Annotated in this window: 21 protein-coding genes and 1 other annotated feature; of the genes, 18 read left to right on the top strand and 3 right to left on the bottom strand. The window is 38.2% G+C overall.

Annotated features, from left to right (window positions below; genetic code table 11):
• Nucleotides 1-542 precede the first annotated feature (542 nt).
• Nucleotides 543-1,511 (top strand): DMT family transporter, encoded by a 969-nt coding sequence (locus tag PQ479_RS04555; RefSeq protein ID WP_047988823.1) that lies wholly within the window; start codon nt 543-545, stop codon nt 1,509-1,511.
• A 37-nt stretch (nt 1,512-1,548) separates the two neighbouring features.
• On the opposite strand, the gene PQ479_RS04550 is transcribed toward PQ479_RS04555, so the two are convergent.
• Nucleotides 1,549-2,481 (bottom strand): Na/Pi symporter, encoded by a 933-nt coding sequence (locus PQ479_RS04550; protein WP_047988824.1) that lies wholly within the window; start codon nt 2,479-2,481, stop codon nt 1,549-1,551.
• 289 nt (nt 2,482-2,770) lie between these two features.
• Here PQ479_RS04550 and rpsU point away from each other — a divergent pair, with 289 nt between their 5' ends.
• From rpsU to recO, 15 genes are all read left to right on the top strand, one after another.
• A complete protein-coding gene (gene rpsU / locus PQ479_RS04545; RefSeq protein ID WP_003323311.1) occupies nt 2,771-2,944 on the top strand; it encodes a 30S ribosomal protein S21 in 174 nt (57 codons plus the stop codon).
• A gap of 19 nt (nt 2,945-2,963) precedes the next feature.
• Entirely contained in the window at nt 2,964-3,407 is a 444-nt protein-coding gene (locus PQ479_RS04540; RefSeq protein ID WP_047988825.1) for a GatB/YqeY domain-containing protein, read from the top strand.
• Nucleotides 3,408-3,561: 154 nt separating this feature from the next.
• A complete protein-coding gene (locus tag PQ479_RS04535) occupies nt 3,562-4,887 on the top strand; it encodes an NfeD family protein (RefSeq protein ID WP_047988826.1) in 1,326 nt (441 codons plus the stop codon).
• Between the two features lie 15 nt (nt 4,888-4,902).
• On the top strand, nt 4,903-5,907 hold the full coding sequence (gene floA / locus PQ479_RS04530) for a flotillin-like protein FloA (RefSeq protein WP_047988827.1): 1,005 nt from the start codon (nt 4,903-4,905) through the stop codon (nt 5,905-5,907).
• 43 nt (nt 5,908-5,950) lie between these two features.
• Nucleotides 5,951-6,598 (top strand): hypothetical protein, encoded by a 648-nt coding sequence (locus tag PQ479_RS04525; protein WP_047988828.1) that lies wholly within the window; start codon nt 5,951-5,953, stop codon nt 6,596-6,598.
• A 333-nt stretch (nt 6,599-6,931) separates the two neighbouring features.
• A complete protein-coding gene (gene yqfC / locus PQ479_RS04520; RefSeq protein WP_047988829.1) occupies nt 6,932-7,213 on the top strand; it encodes a sporulation protein YqfC in 282 nt (93 codons plus the stop codon).
• 23 nt (nt 7,214-7,236) lie between these two features.
• Nucleotides 7,237-8,424, top strand: a complete 1,188-nt coding sequence (gene yqfD / locus PQ479_RS04515) for a sporulation protein YqfD (protein WP_047988830.1) — start codon at nt 7,237-7,239, stop codon at nt 8,422-8,424.
• A 14-nt stretch (nt 8,425-8,438) separates the two neighbouring features.
• The gene (locus PQ479_RS04510; protein ID WP_420535536.1) at nt 8,439-9,425 is read left to right on the top strand and encodes a PhoH family protein; all 987 of its coding nucleotides are present in this window, start codon (nt 8,439-8,441) and stop codon (nt 9,423-9,425) included.
• 74 nt (nt 9,426-9,499) lie between these two features.
• Nucleotides 9,500-11,722: an HD family phosphohydrolase gene (locus tag PQ479_RS04505; protein WP_053070398.1), complete on the top strand. Its 2,223-nt coding sequence runs from the start codon at nt 9,500-9,502 to the stop codon at nt 11,720-11,722.
• Nucleotides 11,706-12,176, top strand: coding sequence for an rRNA maturation RNase YbeY (ybeY, locus tag PQ479_RS04500; protein ID WP_047988832.1), 471 nt, complete (start codon nt 11,706-11,708; stop codon nt 12,174-12,176). Before PQ479_RS04505 ends, ybeY begins: the two co-directional genes overlap by 17 nt.
• Nucleotides 12,130-12,555: a diacylglycerol kinase family protein gene (locus PQ479_RS04495; RefSeq protein WP_337957083.1), complete on the top strand. Its 426-nt coding sequence runs from the start codon at nt 12,130-12,132 to the stop codon at nt 12,553-12,555. The genes ybeY and PQ479_RS04495 overlap by 47 nt, the downstream gene beginning before the upstream one ends.
• A 550-nt stretch (nt 12,556-13,105) precedes the next feature.
• Entirely contained in the window at nt 13,106-13,504 is a 399-nt protein-coding gene (locus tag PQ479_RS04490) for a cytidine deaminase (protein ID WP_047988833.1), read from the top strand.
• Complete coding sequence (gene era / locus PQ479_RS04485) at nt 13,497-14,414, top strand: GTPase Era (protein WP_047988834.1); 918 nt, start codon at nt 13,497-13,499, stop codon at nt 14,412-14,414. Before PQ479_RS04490 ends, era begins: the two co-directional genes overlap by 8 nt.
• Nucleotides 14,415-15,050: 636 nt before the next feature.
• The gene (locus tag PQ479_RS04480; protein ID WP_083991240.1) at nt 15,051-15,200 is read left to right on the top strand and encodes a YqzL family protein; all 150 of its coding nucleotides are present in this window, start codon (nt 15,051-15,053) and stop codon (nt 15,198-15,200) included.
• Between the two features lie 40 nt (nt 15,201-15,240).
• A complete protein-coding gene (recO, locus tag PQ479_RS04475; protein ID WP_047988835.1) occupies nt 15,241-16,002 on the top strand; it encodes a DNA repair protein RecO in 762 nt (253 codons plus the stop codon).
• Between the two features lie 30 nt (nt 16,003-16,032).
• On the opposite strand, the gene PQ479_RS04470 is transcribed toward recO, so the two are convergent.
• Both PQ479_RS04470 and PQ479_RS04465 read right to left on the bottom strand, forming a co-directional pair.
• On the bottom strand, nt 16,033-16,923 hold the full coding sequence (locus PQ479_RS04470; protein ID WP_047988836.1) for a manganese catalase family protein: 891 nt from the start codon (nt 16,921-16,923) through the stop codon (nt 16,033-16,035).
• A gap of 39 nt (nt 16,924-16,962) precedes the next feature.
• Nucleotides 16,963-17,181 carry a YuzF family protein gene (locus PQ479_RS04465; RefSeq protein ID WP_047988837.1) on the bottom strand — a complete coding sequence of 73 codons (219 nt, stop codon included), beginning with the start codon at nt 17,179-17,181 and terminating at the stop codon, nt 16,963-16,965.
• 145 nt (nt 17,182-17,326) lie between these two features.
• Nucleotides 17,327-17,504: a binding site (T-box leader), on the top strand.
• A 100-nt stretch (nt 17,505-17,604) separates the two neighbouring features.
• Here PQ479_RS04465 and glyQ point away from each other — a divergent pair.
• A complete protein-coding gene (gene glyQ / locus PQ479_RS04460; protein WP_047988838.1) occupies nt 17,605-18,489 on the top strand; it encodes a glycine--tRNA ligase subunit alpha in 885 nt (294 codons plus the stop codon).
• Entirely contained in the window at nt 18,486-20,567 is a 2,082-nt protein-coding gene (glyS, locus tag PQ479_RS04455; protein ID WP_047988839.1) for a glycine--tRNA ligase subunit beta, read from the top strand. The genes glyQ and glyS overlap by 4 nt, the downstream gene beginning before the upstream one ends.
• Nucleotides 20,568-20,587: the final 20 nt, after the last annotated feature.

Below are 20,587 nucleotides of genomic sequence, written 5' to 3'. Positions count from 1 at the left end.
TACTTGAGGGAAGCAGATGAGTAACGGCGCAAAAAAGAGCCGAACATGACAGCTACACGTGGAGAGCATGTGAGTATCTTCACAAAGACCATTCTCATGTATAGTGGCGACTGTTCAGACAGTTGGTACGTTTACAGATCGATCACCAGTAGGAGTCTGCTGAACAAATAGAGAGCACTGTCCTGATAAGGTCATAATCACCAGATGGATGACGAGCTAACATCAAGGTACAGGATATCGCCCATAAGCAACTATCATATAAAACCCGTATGACGGAGCAAAAACCGCTCCGCCACCAACAAGAATGAAAGTGACGATTATTCCTATACAACTCAGCTCTTGATGCAATTTGATGTTTGTCTTCCTAATTGGGGTACCGATATTTTCAAATTGGTTTTGTTCTTTTTCAATTTGAATGAATGATGTTCGATTGTTTTTCTAGCTTGAAAATTAGTAAGCGGAGCATGATTTTCGGTAGTGGCAATCAAAGCTCCGCATATGAGTATCAGCAGTAACTTTCATATAAAAGAACGGGGGGAATTATGAAAGCCATTATAGTCGGTATTGTTGCCTCAATTTTTTTCTCCTCTACCTTTATTATTAATCGTTCAATTGATTTGGAAGGGGGGAGTTGGTATTATAGTGCTTCTTTACGTTATTTATTTATGATCCCTTTTTTAATTGTATTAGTAGCAATGAAAGGCGGTCTAAAACCCATTATTGTTGAAATAAAAAAAGCACCCCTTCAATGGTTTTTATGGAGTTTTATTGGGTTTGTGTTATTTTATGCCCCGATCACATATGCGGCTGCATTTGGGCCAGGTTGGTTAGTAGCAGGAACGTGGCAAATGACGATCGTCGCTGGTCTACTTTTGTCACCACTGTTTTTTATGGTGAGCCAAAAAGAAGGGCATTTCATAAAAGTAAGACAAAAAATTCCACTAAAGGCATTATGGCCATCACTCATTATCTTATTTGGGGTTCTACTGATCCAGCTTCAACAAAGTGAATCCGTTTCTGTTTCTTTATTTTTGTTTAGTGTGGTTCCCGTGGCAGTTGCAGCTATTTGTTATCCTTTAGGGAATCGAAAAATGATGGAACTTTTGCAAGGGCGATTAAATAGCTTTCAAAGGGTATTAGGTATGACACTCGCAAGTTTACCTTGGTGGTTACTTTTATTTGGGTATGGACTTATTAAAGAAGGACCACCTCCTTCCAATCAAGTCATGCAAACATTCATAGTTGCCTTATTTGCAGGGGTTATTGCGACGGTACTGTTCTTTTGGGCAACAGACCTTGTGAGGAGCCAGCCGGAGAATTTAGCTGCAGTAGAAGCGACTCAATCAGGAGCTGTTTTTTTTGCCCTTTTAGGTGAAGTCGTATTATTGTCGATGCCGTTCCCTTCAATTTGGGCATCAAGCGGACTTGTCTGTATTATGGCGGGCATGATTATTCATAGTTTTGTTTCTACACGTAGTTCGCCAAAGGTTAAGCCGTTAAAAAAACACTAATTGTATGAACTAAAAGCACTTTAGGATGGATAAACGACTAAAGTGCTTTTTTGTGCATGAATAAGATAAATCGTGTAAATAAAGGAACAAAGGGCAGCATTAATAGCGAACAAGCTACGTTGAAAATAACGCTAGAGTGAGCAAGTTGCATCATTGTGTTGGAAGTGAGCATTTCAACAAATTGACTTAAGATCCCAATAAGTGGAATAAAAAGCATAACGCCAAATACATTCAACCAGATGTTGGCATAGGCAACCATTTTGGCACTTTGTCCGGCTCCAATACTAGCAATATAGGCGGTCATGCATGTACCGATATTTGCACCAAGCATAATAGCAATTCCAGCAGGTAGAGTCAAAATATGATCCCCGATAAATCCCATAGCAATCGCAATCGTTGCAGTACTTGAATGAATAATGGCTGTTAAAGTGCCGCCAATCAGAATGCCGAGTAAATGATGGTCATTGGTCGTATTAAAGAAGTTATGCACCCAGCTAATGGAGGCCAGTGGGTGAGCTAATTCTTGTAAACCATTCATAGCAATAAATATACAGGAGAGACCAAATGTTAAACAACCAAATGCATAAGCAACTCTTCCTGGAATTAAAAATAATATAAAACCCATAAACAGAAAGGGTGTTATAAAAGATGTAAATTCGTAGGCGATCAATTCAGTTGTGATCGTAGTTCCTATATTGGCCCCTAAAATGATACCAATTGAATGTTGAAAGGTTAGTAGTCTTGCGGCAACTAGGGCGATGACAATAACCATAATCGCAGAACTACTTTGAATTAAGGCGGTAATGCATGTTCCGACAAGAAGCCCTTTCCACGTTGAATCGGTCATTTTGAGGATGATTACTCGAAGACGTTCCTGACCAATTTGGGCAAAACCATTTCTAAGGACGATCATTCCAAATAAAAAAAGTCCAATAAAGACAGCGAGTAAGGAAAATACTTCTTTAAACATCACACACCTCCTCTAATACTGTATGGGACAAGGTGCCAAAGCATGTCTATTTTTTGAGTGAAAATGAATAAGTGGAGAGTGTTTCCTCCTTAAAGTAATTTGCTCTGGGAATGGGAGGAGTCTTATCTAATTCCAAACAGACCTATTTTCGTAGTTATTCGTGGAATTGTGTTTAAATGTGGTAATTTTAGTTGACGCAATCATATTGATATATTATACTTTACTGAGACGTGCACACTTTTAATAGTTCGCACGTATGAGTTGGTTGTTTCGGAGGGAGGGATATATTATGGCAGAAACTCGTGTTCGCAAAAACGAATCGATTGATGCTGCACTTCGTCGCTTCAAGAGATCGCTCTCTAAAGAAGGAACGTTGGCTGAGGTTAAAAAGCGTAAGCACTATGAAAAGCCTAGTGTGAAACGTAAGAAGAAATCTGAAGCAGCAAGAAAACGTAAGTTCTAATAGTGAGAGGGTGGATTCATTGAGTCTTCTTGAACGCTTAAATACTGATATGAAGAATGCGATGAAAAATAAAGATAAGTTAAAGCTCTCTGTTATCCGGATGGTGAAAGCTTCGCTACAGAACGAGCAAATTAAGCTTGGTCGTGAGTTAACAGAAGACGAAAGCCTGACGGTTTTAAATCGTGAACTTAAGCAGCGCAGAGATTCCCTCCATGAGTTTGAACAAGCAAACCGTGAAGACTTAGCTTCTAAAATCCGTGATGAATTTGCGGTTTTAGAGATTTATATGCCAAAACAGCTTACTGAAGATGAGCTCAATGAAATTGTCACTCAGACCATTTCTCAAGTTGGAGCAACTTCCAAAGCAGATATGGGCAAGGTCATGGGTGCATTGATGCCTAAGGTTAAAGGGAAAGCTGATGGTGGATTAGTGAATCGACTAGTGCAACAACAATTATCATAATGAATGCGTACAAACGCTCTGTTTCTCCTTGGAGAAGCAGAGCGTTTTCTAGGTTTTTAGCACTAATTATGGTAGAATTTAAATGAGAAGTGAAACCTTTTTTGAACGCATTCGTATTAAAAAGGAAGACAACGATAGAAAGGAGGAATTTTACGTGAAAACAATTAGGGTGACTGGTTTTATGCTATGTATCCTCTTTGCCTTCATTCTTCTTCCGTTTTCATCAAGTGGCGAAACGAGAATGCCCAATGATCCACTCGTTTATGTCATTCCTGTTGAGCAAACAGTGGAAAGAGGACTATTTAAATTTTTAGAGCGTGGATTTGAAGAGGCGATACAAGAAGGGGCGGATCATATTGTCTTAGATATACATACTCCAGGTGGTGCTGTTGATTCTGCTAATGATATTGCTAAGTTAATGGGAAGAACGGATATTCCGATAACTGCCTACGTGAATACAGATGCTATATCAGCGGGAGCTTACATCTCCTTAAACGCGGATTATATTGTCATGGCTCCAAATGCTAGGATGGGTTCTGCTGGTATTATTGATGGAGCAGGGAATGCTGCTGATCAAAAAATGCAACAGTATTGGTTGAGTAGTATGCAAACAGCAGCTGAGCTTAATGACCGAGACCCTAAATATGCAATTGCGATGGCAAGTGAATATGACTTGCCTGAATTTGGAACGGGTGAATTCCTAACAATCAATGCTTCACAAGCACTTGAAATTGAGTATTCTGAAGCAACGGTGCAAAATTTTGATGAAGTTCTAGCTTTTATTGGACTAGAAGATGCTCATGTAACGAATATGGAAGTTTCTTTCGCTGAGCAGATCGCTCGTTTTGTGACGCACCCAGTTGTTATTCCGATTTTATTGTCCATTGGTAGCCTAGGACTAGTGCTTGAATTATACTCGCCAGGATTTGGTGTCCCAGGTATTATGGGGATTTCGGCGTTATTATTATTTTTCTTTGGCCATACGATTGCTGGTTTTGCGGGTATGGAAGCGATTTTACTTTTTGTTGTTGGTGTGATATTGATATTAATAGAAATATTTATCGCTGGTTTTGGTTTGTTTGGAATATTAGGCATTATATCGATTTTAGCAGGGATGTTGATGGGTGGTTATTCTACAGCACATATGCTCATTTCGATTGTTATTGCTATAGTAGTAACGGCGGTTGCGGCGATTATTTTATTTCGTTATTTTGGCGATAAAGGGCCATGGAGAAAGGTTGTTTTGCAAGCGGCAACAACAGCTGAAGAAGGTTACATTAGTAATGTCACAAGAAATGACTTAATTGGTGGTATAGGTGAAGCCTTAACCCCATTAAGACCTTCTGGAACAGCACAAATTGGGGAGGAATTCCTTGACGTTGTGACAGAAGGACGATATATTGAACAGGGGACAAAGGTTCAGGTAGTAAAAACGTCTGGATCACGTATCGTTGTTCGAGAAAAAAAATCTGAAATTTAAAGGGAGGCATTTATTATGAATGGAATTGACCCAACTACTATTACGATTTTGATTGCCATTGCTATCATTATTGTACTATTGTCAGTCTTATTTACATTCGTACCAGTAATGCTATGGATTTCTGCTTTAGCTGCTGGCGTAAAAATTGGAATCTTTGAGCTTGTTGGGATGAGATTACGTCGAGTTATTCCAGCTCGTGTTGTTAATCCACTAATTAAAGCGGTGAAAGCAGGAATAGACTTAGATACATCTCGTCTAGAGGGACACTATTTAGCAGGTGGTAATGTAGACCGTGTTGTTAATGCCCTTATTGCTGCTCAACGTGCAAACATTGAATTATCTTTTGAGCGTGCAGCTGCGATTGATTTAGCAGGTCGTGACGTATTAGAAGCCGTTCAGATGAGTGTAAATCCAAAAGTTATCGAAACACCTTTTATTGCCGGTGTAGCGATGGATGGTATTGAAGTAAAAGCAAAAGCGAGAATTACTGTTCGTGCTAATATCGACCGTTTAGTCGGGGGTGCTGGTGAAGAAACAGTTATTGCTCGTGTTGGTGAAGGTATCGTTTCAACGATTGGTTCTCAAAACGATCATAAAAAAGTACTTGAAAACCCTGATATGATTTCTCAAACTGTACTTTCAAAAGGTTTAGATTCAGGTACGGCATTTGAAATTCTATCTATTGATATCGCGGATATTGATATCGGTAAAAACATCGGTGCTGAATTACAAACAGACCAAGCGGAAGCAGATAAGAAAATTGCTCAAGCTAAAGCCGAGGAACGTCGTGCGATGGCCGTAGCACAAGAACAAGAAATGAAAGCTCGTGTTGAAGAAATGCGTGCGAAAGTTGTGGAAGCTGAGGCAGAAGTTCCAATGGCGTTATCTGAAGCTTTAAGAAAAGGTCATATGGGTGTTATGGACTACATGAATTATCAAAATGTTATGGCTGACACAGATATGAGAGATTCAATTAGTAAAGCAACAGATGACGAAAAAGGTCATGATAATCAAAAATAATAGTAAGTTGAATAGCTGACTCTCTTGAAGGGAGGAATTATGCTTGAATATATTTGAATTTTTATTAGCTAACCCACTTTTTCTATTTATCGCTATAGGGATTTTGTTTAGTTTATTTAAACGGCCAAAACCAGAAGCGGGCGAAGAGCAAAATCAAAAGCCGAGGACAGCCTCTGGTCAACAAAGACAACAAAGACCAACAGGTCAAAATGGTCAAGGTCAACCAACTCAAGCAGGGCCTGTGAAAACACAGCAACGTGAGATAAAAGATTGGCGTGATTTGTTTTTCGAGCCAGAACCTGAGGTACAATCCGAAGAACCTAGGCAACCGACTAAGATTGAACGTTATCCTACTTTGGATGAAGAGTTGGTCGTTGATGATCGAAAGACGGATATGGAAAAAGAGAAAGATAGAAGACGTGAACAGCTTAAAAACGTTAATAATGCCGTTTCGGAGCTAAGTCGAGCTCAAGAAGAAGCTGCTAAAAGGTTTGAGCAGCAGACGGAGCAAGTATCAAATAAGCGAAGCACAACTTCTAATGATTTGGGGTTACATTTAAATCAATTATCTGGTAAGGAAGCAATGCGTGCTGTGGTCATGGCTGAAGTATTAGGCCCGCCACGTGCTCGGAATCCACGACAAGCATTTGCACGAAGCAATCAAGAGCAAGCTTCGCAAAGAAAATATTGAAGCAAAAAAGCACAGTGATGGTATTCATCAACTGTGCTTTTTTACTGATTAAAAAGAACCTTTTAAGATATTTAGTTAAATAAACTAGGAGATTTAATATAACTTATAACCATTGTACTTGGAACGAAATGATGCCGACATTATCTGTTCCCTTCCGATTAATCATTTTCATTGTCGTTTTAAGGTAACTTCGAAAAAAGGTACCATCCCCCCTAAGTAACTTTCATTTAAATACAACAAATCAGTCATGCATGAATCTTTCTCTATTTTCATAGGAAATAAAGTGATAACGTTCACTTCGTCTACATAAAAATGAAAAGAAGGAGGGTGTGTATGAGGAAGCTTAAACAGAAGATGAGATCATGGGTCACCACGAAATGGCAACTACCTCCAGATATCTTAATGGATTTACCGAGAATTACGATGGTAGGTCAATTGCATATTTATATAGAAAATCATCGCGGAGTATTACGATTCTCAAATCAAGAACTACGATTACGTTTAAAAAAAGGACAGCTAATCATCAAAGGTGATGGATTTGTTATAAAAACGATATTACCCGAAGAACTATTGCTAGAAGGGAGAATTGATCAGGTTAGCTTTATCAATGAATAGTGGAAGTAGGAGGAGGAACAGCCGTGAAAAATTTCTTTATCAAAAGAATACAAGGGTATGTGAGGCTATATGTAGATGCCCCCTTTCCTGAACATTTTCTGAATCGATGCTTAGAGGAAGGGATTGAAGTGTGGAAAATTAAAAAAGTGGGAGAAAAACGAATCTCATTTTATATGGATTTAGAGAATGTGCATCGAATTCGTCCGATTGCCAAAAAGACAGAGTCAAAGGTCCATTTCTCATCTAGATTTGGACTTCCATTCTTTCTTAAAAGAATGTTAACCCGAAGTGGCTTTGTAGTAGGAATATTGTTATGTTTGATTATGTTATTTGTAGGCTCTAATATGGTTTGGGGTATTGAGGTAAAAGGAGCTTCACCACAAGTCGAGACGCAACTCATAAAACTTATTCATGAAATTGGGTTAAAAAAAGGTAAGTTTCAATTTCAGTTGCCTCCAGAAGAGGATATACAGACGTATGTAACCGAACAATTAGATGGTGCAACATGGGTTGGTGTAAAGAAAAAAGGGACGACCTATGAATTTGAAGTCGTTGAACAAACATTACCTGAACGGGCTGAATTATTAGACCCTCGCCATCTCGTCTCTACACGTAAAGCTATTATTCATGATATTTATGTAGAGCATGGTCAAGCTCTAGTTAAACCTAATGATTTTGTACAAAAAGGTGACATTTTAATTTCGGGATATATCGGTAAGGAAGGGAATGAGCAAATTGTTCCAGCGGTTGGCGTTGTACGTGGTGAAATTTGGTACAAGTCTCATGTTGAAACATCGATTGAAAGTCTTTTTACTAATCTAACGGGTGAACATAAGGAAAAACATTATCTACAAGTTTTCGGCTTGGATATTCCAATATGGGGGTTTGGTAAAACGGAGTATGAGAATTTTCGTGAGTTTGAGGATGAGAAGCCATTTCAATTTTTAAAATGGGAGCTACCTCTCGCTTATAAAAAAACAACGATTTCTGAAACAACCCCTTTCCAACGGACGTATAGTAAAGAGGATGCCATAGAAAAAGCGAAAGAATTTTCAAAAAAAGAATTGATGAAACGTTTGCCTGATAACGCTGAGGTACATGGAGAAAAACTTTTGCACGAAACCCTTGAGAATGGTAAAGTTATACTAGAGATTCATTATGAAGTTATTGAAGATATTATGCAAGTACAACCGATTATTCAAGGAGACTGAGGCTATTGTCAGAAATGAAAGTGCTTAAGTTAGATGCAGAGAATATGAATGAACCCCAATTATTATTCGGACCGAATGACAGGTTTCTAAAACAAATTGAACGATTACTAAATGTTTCAATTGTAACAAGAGGGGAAGAAATATCTGTTACAGGTGAACAGAAGTCCATTTTACTGGTAGAAAAAACATTGCATGCACTCATTGCCATTATACGTAAAGGGGTTTCTATTACTGAAAGAGATGTCGTGTACACCGTACAATTAGCTGAACGTGGCCAATTAAGTGAACTTGACCAACTCTATGATGAGAAAATAACGTCCAATATGAAGGGTAAATCAATTATCGCCAAAACATTGGGACAACGTCATTATGTAACAGCGATTAAGAAAAAGGATATGGTCTTTGGTATTGGTCCTGCTGGAACAGGAAAAACCTATTTAGCTGTTGTGATGGCCGTGGCTGCACTTAAGGAAGGTTATGTAAAAAAAATTGTTTTAACTCGTCCGGCAGTAGAAGCGGGTGAAAGCTTAGGTTTTCTTCCAGGTGATTTAAAAGAGAAGGTTGATCCTTATTTACGCCCTATTTACGACGCTTTGCATGACGTATTAGGTGTTGAACATACAACGAGGTTAATGGAAAGAGGGACGATCGAAGTTGCCCCGTTAGCCTATATGCGTGGTCGGACATTGGAAGACGCTTTTGTCATATTAGACGAGGCTCAAAATACAACAAGTGAACAAATTAAAATGTTTATTACTCGGTTAGGATTTGGCTCGAAGATGGTGATTAATGGAGATCTAACTCAAATTGATTTGCCACGTGGGAAGAAATCGGGCTTAAAAACAGCGATCGAAAGGTTATCAAATATACAGGATATTGGTTTTATTTATCTAAACCAAGTGGATGTTGTCAGACATTCTCTCGTACAAAAAATTATTCAAGCTTATGACGAAAACGATAAGAGTGAGCAAAACCAAAACAATGGACCATTACTAACATAATAAAAGAAGAGTTAGAGTCATGGGTATATACCCATGATTTTTACTCACTTTTTTAATGGGTGAGGTGAAAGGCTTTGGGCAAAAGTAAACCAATTGACCAGTACCAATGGTGGAAACGTTTAAGAGAGAGTCGTTATATTCGTTTTACTCTTCTTGCAATTATGGGGGTCTTATTATACATATTAATGCTGGGTAACATTATACCAGACAAAATTGACATTCAATTATCCCAAGCAATTGAACAAGATATTCGTTCACCTATAACCGTGGAACACAAAGCAGCGACCGAAGAAAGGCGAAAGGAAGCTGTAGCCGCCATTGGACCTGTTTATGATTTGAAACAAGAGTATTCCCAAAATCAAGTAGGAAAAGTTACAGATATCTTTGAACTCATCCGACAAGTTGCGGCTGATTATGAAGCGGAGCAAGAAGATTTACGAAAACAGCAGGAAGAGTTGGAAGAGGGAGAAGAGTTAGAAGTTGAGATACCGAGTGAGGAAGAGGTACGTGAAGAACAATTAGCCTACATTCATGAAACACTAGCGATAGGAACAAGTAATGATTTAAGTGATGAAACGATTGTTACTTTATTAGAGTCTTCTGATTCGCAACTACAAATTGCCCAAGAAGCAACGGCAAATGCTGTGTTTGATATAATGAATGAGCAAATATCAATTCGTGATTTAGGGGAAAAAAAGGACCAAGTTGAAGATTCAATTGACTTACCGACGCTAAGTAATCGTCTTGTTAATGCTATGAAAGAAATTGCGTCTTTTGCCATCATTCCCAATTATATATATGATGCTGATCAAACTGAACAATTAAGGCAAGCAACAGCTGAAAGTATAGAACCAGTCTTGATTAGGGAAGGTCAGTTACTGGTGAAGGAAGGCGAGATTGTTAATCATGATGTCTATGAACAGCTTCGTCTTGTTGGTTTATTAGATGATGAAATTAATTTATATCCATATATTGGATTGGCTATTTTGGTTATATTAATCATGAGTGTGATTGGCTATCATATAAATGAAGCGAAAACGAGTCTGCAACATAATAACAGTCATTTAGTCATGTTTACGTTAATTTTTGTATTGACTGTCATCTTGTTAAAGGTCTTTAGTTTATTAGAATCGTTAGCGATTACGGGATTAGGATATGCGGTGCCCGTTTCGGTTGGAGCGATGCTCTTAACGTTATTATTAACGAAACGAGTAGCCGTCTTCATGAGTTTTATCTTAGCAATTATTGGGAGTATTTTCTTTAATCAAGAAGCGGCAGGCTCTTTTAATTTCACGTATGGACTATACTTATTTTTTAGTTCTATTTCGGCAGCTTTTTTCCTCGGAGAGTCCAATCAGGTTTCTAGAATCCTCCGAGCAGGTATGTATGTTTCACTTGTTAATATCCTTACCGTCGTCTCATTACTGTTTATGAAAGTAGTTCCGAGTGGTTGGGTAGAAATTGGTATGCATGTTGGATTCGCGTGGTTGTCTGCTTTTATTGCAGCTGTTTTGACTTTAGGTTTACTCCCATTTTTTGAAGCTGGTTTTGGAATCATTTCAACAACCAAGTTGATTGAGCTTTCCAATCCGAACCATCCTTTATTACGTAAAATATTGACAGAAGCACCGGGCACTTACCATCATAGTGTTGTCGTTGGTAATCTTGCCGAATCAGCAAGTGAGGCAATTGGAGAAAATGGGTTGCTGGCAAGGGTTGCCTCGTATTATCATGATTTAGGCAAAACGAAACGGCCGCATTTCTTTATTGAAAATCAAATGAAAATGGATAATCCCCATGATAAAATTTCTCCACAGCTTAGTACAACGATTATTACTGCCCATCCATATGATGGAGCAGATATGCTGAGAGAACATAAAATGCCTAAAGAAATCATTGATATCGCGGAACAACACCATGGAACAAGTTTGTTAAAGTTCTTCTATCATAAGGCCAATCAAGATAGTGAGACGCAATTACCTGAAACTCAATTTAGGTATCCTGGCCCAAAATCACAAACCAAGGTTGGATCTATCGTACAAATTGCTGATAGTGTGGAAGCGGCTGTTCGGTCTATTTCAAAGCCAACTCCTGATAAAATTGTGAATCTTGTCCGCAAGATTATTAAAGATAAACTTGAAGATGGTCAATTTGATGAATCTGATTTAACTCTACGTGAACTTGACCAAGTCGCGATTTCAATTTGTGAAACCTTAAAAGGGACATTCCATCAGCGAATTGAGTATCCCGATGACGAGAAGAAAAAAGGAGATAAGAAAAATGAAAATGACGATTGATATCGTTGATGAAACAGAAACATTAAATGAAGAGCAACTACAACTAGTGGATAAGCTAGTAACAAATGCTGGTCATAGTGAGGGATTAACGGGTGACGTGGAATTATCAGTTACTTTTGTAACAGATGAGGAAATCCAGGCCATTAATCGTGAGTACCGCGACAAGGACCAACCAACGGATGTCATTTCATTTGCTTTAAATGAACAGGGAGAAGGAGAACAAGAGGTCATCGCAGAAGGCTTACCCAATGCTCTTGGTGACATTATTATTTCGGTACCACGTATTAAGGAACAAGCTAACGAGTACGGGCATTCATTTGAACGAGAGTTAGGTTTTCTTGTTGTTCATGGTTTTCTGCATTTACTTGGTTATGACCATATGAGTGAGGTAGAAGAGAAAGCCATGTTTGCTAAACAAGAAAGCATCTTGGATGATTATGGCCTTACAAGATAGGAATAAAAGAGGATTCAGGCGGCTCCTTCGTTCATTTGATTTTGCTTATCAAGGTCTAAAACATGTGATTAAGCACGAACAAAATATGCAAGTTCACGCGATTGTTGCACTACTGACCGTGGCTATGGCAGCTTGGCTCTCATTTTCTTTAACTTCCTGGATGATTTTATTACTCGTTATTGCCGGGATGTTTTCGATGGAAATAATGAATACAGCTGTTGAACGTACCGTCGATTTAATCACGAATGATTTTCATCCGTTAGCGAAGAGGGCGAAGGATATCGCCGCTTCTGCTGTCTTGGTTTACACACTATTTTCCATTGTGATTGGGGCTTTATTATTTATCCCACCTATATTGGAAAAGTTTCATATACTGTGAAAAGTCATAACTGGTGGAGACTCCCGCAGGGCGTAGTGGCAAAGCTTGAGATCGGCTGCCTGTGCCGAACAATTCAGCGGCACTCCGCAGGACGAACAGTATGATTTTCGGTAGCGGCAAGTAGAATTTTGTTTATCAGCTTGAAGCAACTTGGGTACAAAATGCTCATAGCGAAGCCAAATTCATTTCGCTACCAATAAATTTGGAAGTGACGATTAGTCCTTAACAACTCAGCTTTCAGGCAATTTGATATTTGTCTTCCTGAATGCCGGAACGATATTCTAAGTGTGGTTTTGCTTCATTATTTATTGGTTCTTCATTACTTTTATATTGTTTTTTATGAGTAGGGACCTAATCAATGAGTTCGCACTAACCTTAGCGGAGGGAATGGGGGCCGACTCCTGCAGGAGGAAAGGGCAGGCTGAGATCCACCGGCGTAGCCGGTTAGCTCAGCGCCCGCCTGCGGAAAGCGTGCCCCCATTCCCGGAGCGATCTTCGAAGAAGAGCACTTGAGTTCTAAGCAACTTTCAAACAAAGGAGAAAAAATAAAATGGAAAAAGAACAACTAATAGAAGAAGCACTTATTGCCCGTGAAAATGCGTATGTTCCTTATTCAAAATTTGCTGTAGGAGCCGCATTGTTGTTAGAAAGTGGAGAAGTTGTACACGGGGCCAATATTGAAAATGCTTCATATGGTTTATCCAACTGTGCTGAGCGGACTGCGTTATTTAAAGCTTATTCAGATAATAAAAAAGCGATCAAGGCAGTAGCGGTTGTGGCTGATACGGAAGGCCCATGTTCACCGTGCGGGGCATGTAGACAAGTATTAATTGAGCTTTGCTCAAAAGAAACACCGGTAATTTTATCAAATTTAAAAGGTGATATCCAGGAGACCAAGGTGATAGACCTCTTACCTGGTGCTTTTACATCGGAGGATTTACATGAGTAACGAAAAAGAAAAAAGCTTCAAATCAGGGTTTGTGTCCATTATTGGACGACCGAATGTCGGAAAATCGACATTAATTAATCACGTTATTGGACAAAAAATTGCGATCATGTCAGATAAACCACAAACGACTAGAAACAAAGTTCAAGGAGTATATACGACTAATGAGGCGCAAGTCGTTTTTATTGATACACCTGGTATTCACAAACCTAAACATAAATTAGGCGACTTTATGATGAAAGTGGCACAAAATACGTTAAGAGAAGTAGACCTTGTCTTATATGTGATCGATGCAACTGAATCTTTTGGTCCAGGTGAAGAATTTATTATAGAACGCTTAAAAGCATCAGGAGCTAAGACTTTTTTAGTTATTAATAAAATTGATCAAATTCATCCTGAAAAACTATTAGAAGTCATTGATTTGTATCGTACGAAACTTGAGTTCCTAGAAATTATACCAATTTCTGCTCTGCAAGGTAATAATGTTGATACATTATTAGAGCAAATTATTAGTTATTTAGATGAAGGACCGCAATATTATCCAAGTGATCAAGTTACCGATCATCCAGAACGTTTTATTGTGGCGGAGTTAGTTCGTGAAAAAGTGTTACATATGACCCGTGAAGAAGTGCCGCACTCAATTGCAGTTATGATTGAACAAATTAAACGTAGGGAAAATAGTGACACCGTCTATATCGGTGCGACAATTATTGTGGAGCGTTACTCACAAAAAGGTATTGTTATTGGAAAACAAGGTAAGATACTAAGAGAAGTGGGTAAACAAGCTAGAGCGGACATTGAGGCATTATTGGGCTCGAAAGTATTCCTCGAGCTTTGGGTTAAAGTCCAAAAGGATTGGCGTAATAAAGCTACTCATTTACGGGATTATGGCTTTAGGGATGATGAATATTAAAAAAATGGGCTTTTTTATTTTCTCACTTTAACAATGGCTGTGCGAATAGCCATTGTTTTTTGATCTCACAAACAATTATAATAAATATATGTTGTAAAAAAGAAAGCAATAGTAGTTCTTTACTTTAAGATTTTCCATTGGAAGTATGTTCATTGATTTTAGCTGCTATTACCTTGTTCAAACCTAAATGTCTTACAAAACGCTCATGGCAGTGCGATCTACTTCGCCAGCAACAAACACGAAAGTGGCGTTTGCTTTTATCTTGCTGACTCTTCATTCACTTTGTTCTGGTTTTTTAAATATTTGTTGTAAGAATGATTTTATACTTGAGTATCAGCAGTACCCAGCGGGCGAGTCATGCGGAGACTCCCATGGGACGTAGTGGCAGAGCCGAAATCCACTAGCGAAGCTAGTTAGTTCGGCGCCACCCCATAGGACGCGGAGCATGATTTTCGGTAGCGACGAGTAGAACTCCGCATTCCAGCGTTAGCGAAATTCCATACAAAAATCAAAAAAAACGCGTTGTCAAGCAAATTAAATTAGTAATTATTCCATAACATGAATTGTGCAAACTAGGGTCATGATAGTGATAAGATGTGTTTTAAATGTTATCTTCAAAGAAAGGTGGAATCTGTTGTGCTCGATTTTTCTTGGAAAGTTTTTTCGATGACTGGAAATGTTGACATGTATTTGTTAATGAAAGAAATTGAACGAGATTCAGATCAGCAATTCGAACAAGAAATAACATTACTTAATGAGGATTTTAACTCACCTCCTAATCATTAAGCTCGTATTTGCACCATGTTGTTTAAAGTGGTGATTGATTATGTTACAAAAAGTAGAAGGAATTGTTATTCGTTCCTCTGACTATGGAGAAACAAATAAAATTGTTACTTTGTTTACGAAGGAATTAGGAAAGATTGGGGTTATGGCTAGAGGGGCTAAAAAACCGAAAAGTAGGGTAGCTTCTATATCGCAGCTTTTTATTCATGGTCAATATCTTATACAAAAAAGCCAAGGCTTAAGTACATTAAGTCAAGGTGAAATTATTAATACGTATAAATCTATTAGGCATGATTTATTCTTAGCAGCATATGGGAGCTATATGATTGAGTTGTTAGATCGACTTACAGATGAAAAAGAAAAGAACCCGTCGCTATTTAATCTCATTCAACAAATGTTATTTTACTTGGATGAAGGAGTAGATCCAGAAGTATTATTAAGTATTTATGAAATGAAAATGTTAGACCAAGCAGGGGCAAAACCACAAATAGATGCTTGTACTAGCTGTTCTCAACCTAATATCCCTGTAGCCTTTTCGATAAAAGAAGCAGGTTTTTTATGTGAGAAATGCCGTCACCTTGATGAATACGCCTTCATGATAAACGAAAAAACGGCTAAATTATTACGCCTATTTTATTATATGGATATGGAACGATTAGGGGTTATTTCTTTAAAAGAAACAACAAAAAAAGAAATTAGAACAATTATTTCGACGTATTATGATGAATATGTAGGAATTGCACTAAAATCAAAGAGATTTTTAAATCAACTCGAAAAATTAGGTCCGCTTTCTCCAGAAAAATAAAGAGCAGAATTAAAATCTGCTCTTTTTTTCTTATAAATTGGACTTTAAACGTTTAAGAATCTTTTGATAATCATCTTCGTCTAATCCTGGTACAAACATTTCTGGTTTTGGTTCAAAATCAGGAATAGGTGCGCCTTCGGGTGTTCCATGAATGACGCGAAGCTGCTCACCTGTTTCGGGATTTTTACCTTTCCAGATTTGATTAATATCCCGATATTCCGCTTCACCCCAAGTATAAAGGACGTTGTATAAGCCTTGGTCCATATATTTTCTTGCATGGTCAAAAGAATGATTGTCAGGGCGTGGTACAGGAAGCATCTTCCCTATTTCAACACCGGTCGCTACTTCAATAGCTTTTGCGTAAGCAATAATATGTGTGCCTCCACGAACGAGAAGGTAGCCGCAGAGCTCTCTTGCTGTTGGATTAGTTGTCATTTCATATACACGCATTTTATGAAGTCTTGCTCCGATTTCAAGACAATAATTATGCAATAAGTCTTCTACTAAAGCACCGCTCCCATGCACATAACTACCGTTCCATGGGTTCCCCATGCCGTCACCAGGAAAAGCAGTCTGTGCTGTAGTCGTAAAATGATAGGAGTACCTTTTATTTTTGCCGATTTGTAGAGGAGCTGAATCAGGTGTACCTGGGTGAGTATTACCATATGACATGAGATTAATTGTATTTGCGACCAATTCTACATGGCCAAATTCTTCAGCGGTTATACTGGCGATTAGATCATAAAAGGGTTTATATTTCTTTTTTCCGCGAAAATTAAAAGATTGGAACATGTAATTATTTAATGTGGACATTTCGCCAAATTCTCCACCTAATAACTCTTGTACAATAGAGGCACCGTCAATATCCCCGTGTTCCGGAACCGGTAAGTCAATCGCGAGTTTATTAATACGTTTCATCATGTTTGTTCAACCACCTTTCTGAACAGATTGATTGGATGACTATGATTTCTTGACAGGAAAAAACCAAATAATTTCTTGAGTACGGATGTAAAAAGGGGTGTCACCCATCTCTACAATAATATGGTCAGGGTAAACATGAGTTAGTTGACCTCTAACTGAACCTTGAGTTGTTTGAACACCAATTGTTGAATTTTCTAGGTTTGATAGGTTTTGATAAACATAAGGATCACTTAATCTCCAGTCTAACTCGCTACTCATCTTAACAACTCCTTATTTGAATATTTATCATCCCTATAAGTTTATATAAAACGGCTTTTCCAATATTCTTTGAATATCAATTAATTTATTATTGAAGGGTATCATTGACTTTGGAATATTATTTATATAAAATATATATACTACGTATGATGCGAAGAAAGAGAAGAGTACTTATTGTTTATTTATGAAAGCGAACCTAGGATAGTGGAAGCTAGGGCATAAAAGCAATAAGGAAGGCACTCTGGAGCATAACGGAAAAAGTGATTTGCGAAGTGCTTTCGCAAATAAGTAGGGTGGAACCGCGGGAAACTCTCGTCCCTATGCTGGAAGAATCAGCATAGGGACAAGAGTTTCTTTTGTGTTTGATGACTTCCATTGTTATCCATATTTTCATGTGATGTGAGAACTGAAGGAGGAAAAGCAATGAATGTACAAACGATGATTTTAACATTGCAGGAGTTTTGGTCAAAACAAAACTGTATGATTTTACAGGCGTACGACACGGAAAAAGGAGCAGGGACGATGAGTCCTTACACGTTACTGAGGACGATTGGTCCTGAGCCATGGAATGTCGCTTATGTGGAGCCTTCAAGGAGACCTGCAGACGGGCGCTACGGTGAAAATCCTAACCGCTTATATCAACATCACCAGTTTCAAGTGATTATGAAACCATCGCCACTTAATATTCAAGAGCTATATTTAGATAGCTTACGTGCACTTGGAATTAATCCACTTGAACATGACATTCGATTTGTTGAAGATAACTGGGAAAATCCGACTTTAGGCTGTGCGGGACTTGGCTGGGAAGTTTGGTTAGATGGGATGGAAATTACCCAATTTACGTATTTTCAACAAGTAGGGGGTATTGAAGCAAGTCCTGTATCAGCTGAAATTACATACGGACTAGAACGCTTAGCCTCTTACATCCAAGATAAAGAAAATGTATTTGATCTTGAATGGGTAGAAGGGTTCACGTACGGAGATATTTTCAAGCAACCTGAATACGAGCATTCAAAATATACGTTTGAAGTTGCTGATGCAGACATGCTATTTGGACTTTTTAATACGTATGAAGCCGAAGCGAAACGAGCTCTTGATGAAAACCTCGTGTTCCCAGCTTACGATTATATTTTAAAATGTTCACATGCCTTTAATTTATTGGACGCCCAAGGAGCTATATCGGTGACAGAGCGAACGGGCTATATTGGTCGAGTCAGAAATTTAGCGAGAACGGGTGCGAAGTTATACTTTGATGAAAGAGAAAGATTAGGGTTTCCTATGTTGAAAAAAGAGGAGGCTGAATCATGACGACACGTGATTTTTTATTAGAAATAGGATTAGAGGAATTACCGGCACGATTTATTACGGATTCTATGAATCAACTAGAAGAAAAAGTAACGACATGGCTGAAAGAACAGGAATTATCCTTTAATAAAATTGAGTCTTTTTCTACACCGCGTAGGTTGGCTCTTCTGATTCACGGTTTAGAAGAAAAACAACCAGATATTGAAAAAGTAGCCAAAGGGCCAGCAAAAAAAATTGCTTTAGACAAAGAAGGGAACTGGTCTAAAGCAGCACAAGGGTTTGCAAGAGGGCAAGGTGTTGACGTTTCTGAATTATTTTTCCAAGAGCTTAAGGGTGTAGAATATATTTATGCCAACACAAGAACAATTGGAAAAGAAACCATTCAATTGCTACAAGAAAACCTTCAAGACTTAATTTTGACCTTGCATTTCCCTAAAAATATGCGCTGGCATACGTATCAGCTACGTTACGCTAGACCGATTCAATGGTTAGTTGCTATATATGGTCATGAGGTTATTCCGTTCTCTATTGAAGGCGTACAAACCGCTCAAGTAACGAGAGGACACCGTTTTTTAGGTGAGGAAACGACAATAAATAATCCAAGCTCCTATAAAGAAGCCCTTAGTGCTCAATATGTTCTAGTCGATCCCAAAGAACGTAAGGGAATCATCGTTAGCCAAATTAACCAAATAGCGAAGCAGCAACAATGGAACATTCCGATTTCTACGGAGCTACTTGAAGAAGTGAATAATTTAGTTGAGTATCCAACGGCACTATTTGGTCATTTTGATGAAAGCTTTTTACAGTTACCTAAGGAAGTATTGATTACTTCTATGAGAGAGCATCAACGTTATTTCCCCGTTGAAAATGAACAAGGTGAACTTCTGCCATATTTTGTGACAGTTAGAAATGGAAATGATGCACATCTTGAAAATGTAGCGAGAGGAAATGAGAAGGTTCTTCGTGCGAGGTTAGCCGATGCAGTATTCTTTTATGAAGAAGATCAGAAAACACCAATTGAAACTTTCTTACAAAAGCTTAAAAATATCGTCTATCATGAAGAGTTAGGATCAATTGCAGATAAAGTCAAAAGGATTGAGAACCTGTCAGAGAAGTTAACAAAAGCTCTCTCTTATGATAAGGACTACACAGAGCGAACATTAAGGGTTGCAAGCATCGCTAAATTTGATTTGGTTACACAAATGGTCAACGAGTTTACAGAGCTTCAAGGAAAAATGGGTCAGAACTATGCGGAGCTCGCTGGTGAACAACAAGCAGTTGCTTTAGCAATCAACGAGCATTATCAGCCAAGGTTTGCTGGAGATCAAACACCAACGACAAAAGAGGGAGTTGTCGTAAGTATTGCCGATAAAATTGATACGATCGTTTCATGTTTTGCGATTGGATTAATTCCGACAGGCTCACAGGATCCTTATGCATTAAGAAGACAAGCAACGGGAGTTTGTCAAATTATTCTAGAGCACGAACTCGCCATCTCATTGGAAGAATTAGTTGAATGGAGCTTAGCGGATATGGAAGCTAAAGGATTATTAAAGCGTCCAAAAGCAGAGGTTCATGAAGAATTAGTAAGTTTCTTTAGGCAAAGAGTGAAGTTCTTGTTACAAGAAAAAGGTATTCGTTATGATGTCATTGATGCTGTTATTGAAACGTCAAATTATATCACGATTTTATTAGCGAAAGCCCACGTTATTATGAATCACTTAAAAGAAGAAGATTTTAAGCGTTCGGTAGAAGCGTTAAGTCGTGTAACCAATATATCTACGAAGTATCAAGGGGAAGTAAGTATTCAAACGGATAAATTCCAGAAAGAGCAAGAGAAAGCACTTTATGATTGCTATATCGAATTACAAACATCTGTTGAAACGGCGATAAAAGCTCAAAAACATGAATCCGTCTATCAGCAGTTAGCGGATACACAAGACGTCATTGATGCTTATTTTGATCATATCATGGTTATGGATCAGGATGAAGAAATTAAGCAAAATCGTTTAGCTCAAATGAAAGCATTCGCCAATGTGATTCAATCTTTTGCAGACTTCCAAAAGATCGTATTTAATTAAAGTTTTTTTCTGAACAGAAA

The sequence above is a fragment of the Alkalihalobacillus pseudalcaliphilus genome, assembly GCF_028610675.1.
Classification (GTDB): domain Bacteria; phylum Bacillota; class Bacilli; order Bacillales; family Bacillaceae_D; genus Alkalihalobacillus; species Alkalihalobacillus pseudalcaliphilus.
The sequence above is the reverse complement of the archived record's forward strand: the minus strand, read 5'-3'. Positions and strand labels throughout refer to the sequence as shown.

Coding starts and splice junctions, on each gene's coding strand:
- PQ479_RS04555 (WP_047988823.1), top strand. CDS start 543: ATGAAAGCCATTATAGTCGGTATTGTTGCCTCAATTTTTTTCTCCTCT.
- rpsU (WP_003323311.1), top strand. CDS start 2,771: ATGGCAGAAACTCGTGTTCGCAAAAACGAATCGATTGATGCTGCACTT.
- yqfC (WP_047988829.1), top strand. CDS start 6,932: ATGAGGAAGCTTAAACAGAAGATGAGATCATGGGTCACCACGAAATGG.
- ybeY (WP_047988832.1), top strand. CDS start 11,706: ATGAAAATGACGATTGATATCGTTGATGAAACAGAAACATTAAATGAA.
- PQ479_RS04490 (WP_047988833.1), top strand. CDS start 13,106: ATGGAAAAAGAACAACTAATAGAAGAAGCACTTATTGCCCGTGAAAAT.
- glyS (WP_047988839.1), top strand. CDS start 18,486: ATGACGACACGTGATTTTTTATTAGAAATAGGATTAGAGGAATTACCG.
- PQ479_RS04465 (WP_047988837.1), bottom strand. CDS start 17,181: ATGAGTAGCGAGTTAGACTGGAGATTAAGTGATCCTTATGTTTATCAA.
- PQ479_RS04510 (WP_420535536.1), top strand. CDS start 8,439: ATGAAAGTGCTTAAGTTAGATGCAGAGAATATGAATGAACCCCAATTA.
- glyQ (WP_047988838.1), top strand. CDS start 17,605: ATGAATGTACAAACGATGATTTTAACATTGCAGGAGTTTTGGTCAAAA.
- recO (WP_047988835.1), top strand. CDS start 15,241: ATGTTACAAAAAGTAGAAGGAATTGTTATTCGTTCCTCTGACTATGGA.
- PQ479_RS04470 (WP_047988836.1), bottom strand. CDS start 16,923: ATGATGAAACGTATTAATAAACTCGCGATTGACTTACCGGTTCCGGAA.
- era (WP_047988834.1), top strand. CDS start 13,497: ATGAGTAACGAAAAAGAAAAAAGCTTCAAATCAGGGTTTGTGTCCATT.
- PQ479_RS04550 (WP_047988824.1), bottom strand. CDS start 2,481: ATGTTTAAAGAAGTATTTTCCTTACTCGCTGTCTTTATTGGACTTTTT.
- floA (WP_047988827.1), top strand. CDS start 4,903: ATGAATGGAATTGACCCAACTACTATTACGATTTTGATTGCCATTGCT.